The following is a 4,510-nucleotide window of genomic DNA, read 5'->3' as shown; positions in this document are numbered from 1 at the left end:
TTCATCAAAGCGCATTCCTCCCGACACCGACCCTACGGGTACAGTGCGGGGCTCCTGCGATTTCTAGCTGAATCTATTTGAGAGAGATAGTCTCCTCTGCCATGCGCTGCCCCAGACAACCACCCCCAACCCCTCTTCCACCCTGGGAGAGGAAATGCCTGCTCTAGGGGATCCGGGTCCGCAACAGTTCAAGTGGGCTAATGGGGGATCCCCCTCGAGAGGGGAGAGACTCAGCTCAGCAATATCCGTGCCTAGTCAAAGCAGAGGGCTATTGTTAAGGAATCTAAAGTAAAGTTGAGCTTTTGATATCACTGTTGCCGTCTTGTTACCGAAAGCGCTATCGTCTAAGCATCAAAGCTTTTTTCAAAGCTGCTTTATGGGCCCTGGAGGAGCGACCCCTCTGGGGCTTCTTCCATCCGGCTGCAGCTGAGAGGGCAAGGGATGGCTTTATGGGGTAGGGATCACTCCTCGGCGGACGGCAGGCCCCAGGGCGTGGCTGCCGATGTCAGAACGGTAGTAGGCCTTGGGAAACTGCACTTGCTCCACAGCTGCGTAGGCTTGGCGCAGGGCCTCGGATAGGGTTGCCCCTTGGCCGGTAAGACAGAGAACGCGCCCGCCATCGCTCAGGAGCTGCTTGCCTGCCTGGCGGGTACCCGCATGAAACACCAACGCCCCCGTGGTGGCAGCTGCATCCAAGCCGGAGATGGGGATCCCTCGCTCGTAGGCATCGGGATAGCCTGGGGCTGCCATCACCACGCAGGCGGCATAGCCGGGTTTCCATTTGAGCTGGATTTGGGCCAGCCGTCCTTCTATACAGGCCAGCAGCACCTCGTCCAAAGGGTTTTCCAGCAAGGGCAGGATGACCTGAGCTTCGGGATCCCCAAAGCGGCAGTTGTACTCCAACACGTAGGGATCCCCACTGGGCGTGATCATCAAACCGGCATAGATCACCCCCTGGTAGCGGATGCCCCGCCGTTGCAAAGCCTCCAGGGTGGGATCCAGGATCTGGGTTTGGATGCGGGCCAACCCTTCTGGAGTGACCAGGTGATCCGCAGGGGCATGAGCTCCCATGCCGCCGGTGTTGGGGCCAGTATCGCCCTCGCCAAGGCGCTTGTAGTCCTGGGCAGGTGGCAGCGGCACACAGATCTGGCCATCGGTTAGAGCCAAAACCGACACCTCCTGGCCGGGGATAAACTCCTCGATCAGCACCTGATCGCCCGGCTTGGCCAGGGCTGCTTCCAGGGCTTGCACGGCTTCTTCCCGGTTTTGGGCAACGGTTACCCCCTTGCCGGCAGCCAGTCCATCTTTTTTGATGACCACTGGGAAACTCTGGGAGTCGAGATAGGCCACAGCGGCAGATAGCTCAGCAAAGCCGGTAGCGCGAGCAGTCGGGATCCCGGCCTCTTGCATCAATTGCTTAGCCCAGAGTTTGCTTCCTTCCAGTTGGGCAGCGGCGCGGCTAGGCCCGAAAATGGGCAACCCTGCTGCCTGGAAGGCGTCCACGATCCCCTGCACCAAGGGCAGCTCTGGCCCTACCACCGTCAGGCGGATCCCTTGTACGGTAGCAAACCGCACCAGGCCTTCAATGTCGGTAGCCGCCAAAGCCACGGATTGACAGCGGGGCAGCTGCTGCATGCCGCCGTTGCCGGGGGCACAGTAGATCCGAGTAACCTGGGGAGACTGCAACAGCTTCCAGGCCAGAGCGTGTTCTCGCCCCCCAGATCCGATGACCAGAGCCTGCATGGTGTGCTATTCCGCTGTTTCTAAACCCAGCTTGCCTGTTTTCCGAACATCCCCCATTAGACCATGTTCTTGTACCATTTCTGGGGTGTTGGCGCACTCCGGTCAGTGGACGGCGAGAGAACGGCCCCGCCAAGTCCAGTTGCGGCCGGTGGTGGTGCGGATGGCCGAAGCCAAGATGATGGCCGCTGTCGCCCAACCCCCCACTGCCGTTAGCCACCAGTAGCAGAGGGGCAGATGCGCCCAATGCCGGAGCAGAAGCCGGATGGCCAATTGGGCCAGGATCCCTGCCAAGCTGGCCAACAGCACCTCCAGGGATCCCGTAGCCCCAGCCAGGATCACCCCCAACCAGGGCAAGCTGCAGATCCCCAAAACCGTGACCATCGCCAACACGGCCAAGGCCCAGTTGCGCTCCAGGCCCAGGAACCAGTTTTTGGTCCACCCTTCCCAAAGGGCAGCCCCGTTGGCATACATGCGGCTGCGCACCCGCGGCCCTCCCAGGCAAATTTGCAGGCCCAACCCCTGGGCTTTGATCCGTTGCCCCAGGGCCACATCCTCGATCACCACATCGGCCACTCCGGCATGCCCGCCAACTTGCTCGTAGGCAGAGCGCCGAAACAGCAGGAAGGGACCAAAGGCAAAGGCTTTGGGGTTGTCGGGATCGTTCACGGCGGCAAAGTTGTAACCCACCGCCAGGATGGTCATCATGATGGGTTGCACCAGCCACTCCGCCAGGCAACCGCACACCAATTGCGGCCCTACACTCACCAAGCCGCTGCCGCTTGCCAGCAAATGTCCTAAGGCCGCTTCAATGGCACCGGATCCCAGCCGCACGTCGCAATCCAGAAACAGCAAGTAGTCGGCTTCTACGCGGGCGACGGCTTGGGCACAGGCCCAGTTTTTGCCCACCCACCTTTGGCCTTTGGGACGGGGATCCCCCTTGAGCAGGTGTAGGCGCGGATCTTGCCGTTCGGCAGCCAGGGCTTGGGCCAGCTCCCAGGTGGCATCCGTGGATTCATCGTCCACCAACCACACCTGTAAAGGGGCAGAGGTGCTGTCTAGAATGCTGCTCAGGCAGCCCACCACGTTCTCGGCCTCGTTGTAGGCGGGCACGATCACCGCCAGCCGCTCCATCCCAGCCGCGATTTCCCCTGCCTGTTCCGCCGGGGGATCCCTCAGCCAGGGGGAAGCCCGCAACGCTCGCCTCAGTTGCAGGGCCACTAGGGCAATCGCCAAAGCTGTTAAGGACAATACCCCCGTTAGGATTTCTCGGATCCCCACTCCTGCTTCCCTCGTTGTTTAGATGTGCTCAGGAACAGATTCCCACCTCTAATGCTCTAGCTCTGGGATGGCCCAATGATTTTCTAGGCAGACAAAACCCCCTCTACGATATCGCCATAGGGCCGGGGAAAGATTAGCCAGACCTGGCGCTGGGTTTCCACCAAGGCACGCACCAAAGGGGAAAGATGGGCAATTTCTTCATAGCCACGCTCGGTTTTGAGCTGGATCCCTTGGTCATAAAAGCTATAGCCCTGGACATGGGCAGAGCGGATGCCCAAATAGCTTTCAGGATCCAGCCCATCCCGCAGCATTTTGGCCTGCACAGCAGCCACCAGGGTTTGGCGTTGTTCCTCAGACAACTGGGTAATGTTGCGGGCCTTGAACAAATCCCGCTCCAAGTAGCGCCGCGACAGATCCGCCAAGATGGGATCCTTCCCCGACATGGCCCAGAGGCGCATGGGGTAGCTGAAGATGATATCGTCGGCAGCCAAGTAGAGGGGGAGCGGCAACTCGAAGGGATCCCCTTTTTGGGCCGCCAGCGAGGCCCAGCACCAGGCGCTGAGGATGGGATCCAGCTCAATTTCCCCCCTTTGCAAGAGAACCTGCGCCCGTTTGAACAGCCGATCCAAGATGAAGCGGGCGCACAAGCTTTTGGGATGTTGGTAGACCTGGGTGTACATGAAATAGCGCACCACCAGGTAGTGCTCGATGGCCCCCAGGCCTTTGCGGGCGGGGATGGACAGGGATCCCGTCTCCGGGTCATAATCCAGCACCGTTAGGATGCGATCCAAGTCCAGGTGGCCGTATTGGGCACCCGTGAGCAGGCTATCCCGCATCAGGTAATCGAAGCGGTCGCAGTCCAGTTGGCTGGAGATGAGTTGCCCCACCAGCGGCAGGGGAAACTGCTTCTGCAGCACTTGCTGCATCTGGGCCGGCAGTTGGGAATCAAACTCCGCCAGCAGCGTCCTCACCTGGGGATCCTCCCGGAGAATGCGGGCCGTCCAAACCTCGTGCCGGCAGCCGAAGATCTCTTCCCCGGCATGGCTAAAAGGGGCATGGCCAATGTCGTGCAGCAGAGCCGAGGCCAAGGTTACCGCCCGATAGGGACGCAGCTCCGGGTGGCGATGGGCCAATTTGTCGAACAGCCGCCGCGTTACCTGCAGCACCCCCACCGAATGGGTAAAGCGGGATCCCTCTGCCCCGTGGAAGGTAAAAAAGGCCGTGTCCAACTGGCGAATGCGGCGCAGCCGCTGAAAGGCCGGTGTATCGATCAAGCGAATGAGCAGAGCCTCAACCGCGTCCCCTCCATTCAGGCTGATGGCGCCATGCAGGGGATCGTGGTAGGTGCGGGACTTGCAAAACCGTAGCGGCATACTCCCACCATACCTCGCCAATTTTGGGATCCTTGGCTAGCCTGTCTGGGGGTGCTTCCCGCCTCGCCCTATCTATGCCCGCTTTCCCATGCCTCTCTCTGCAAAGGATGCCAGCA

Annotated in this window: 3 protein-coding genes; all 3 read right to left on the bottom strand. The window is 60.6% G+C overall.

Translation table 11 applies throughout. The features are described 5' to 3' along the window. Positions 1 to 447: 447 nt before the first annotated feature. Entirely contained in the window at positions 448 to 1,743 is a 1,296-nt protein-coding gene (gene purD / locus NW837_RS14540; protein ID WP_414332286.1) for a phosphoribosylamine--glycine ligase, read from the bottom strand. A 102-nt stretch (positions 1,744 to 1,845) separates the two neighbouring features. Beyond that, positions 1,846 to 3,021: a glycosyltransferase gene (locus tag NW837_RS14535; RefSeq protein WP_414332285.1), complete on the bottom strand. Its 1,176-nt coding sequence runs from the start codon at positions 3,019 to 3,021 to the stop codon at positions 1,846 to 1,848. An 83-nt stretch (positions 3,022 to 3,104) separates the two neighbouring features. Further along, complete coding sequence (locus tag NW837_RS14530; protein ID WP_011431717.1) at positions 3,105 to 4,394, bottom strand: HD domain-containing protein; 1,290 nt, start codon at positions 4,392 to 4,394, stop codon at positions 3,105 to 3,107. Between the last annotated feature and the right edge of the window lie 116 nt (positions 4,395 to 4,510).

Origin of the sequence: Synechococcus sp. R6-10 (genome assembly GCF_047461815.1) — a bacterium.
GTDB lineage: Bacteria > Cyanobacteriota > Cyanobacteriia > Thermostichales > Thermostichaceae > Thermostichus.
The sequence above is the reverse complement of the archived record's forward strand: the minus strand, read 5'-3'. Positions and strand labels throughout refer to the sequence as shown.

What these genes read in the sequence shown, in the direction of transcription:
- purD (WP_414332286.1), bottom strand. Translation starts at nt 1,743, where the DNA reads ATGCAGGCTCTGGTCATCGGATCTGGGGGGCGAGAACACGCTCTGGCC.
- NW837_RS14530 (WP_011431717.1), bottom strand. Translation starts at nt 4,394, where the DNA reads ATGCCGCTACGGTTTTGCAAGTCCCGCACCTACCACGATCCCCTGCAT.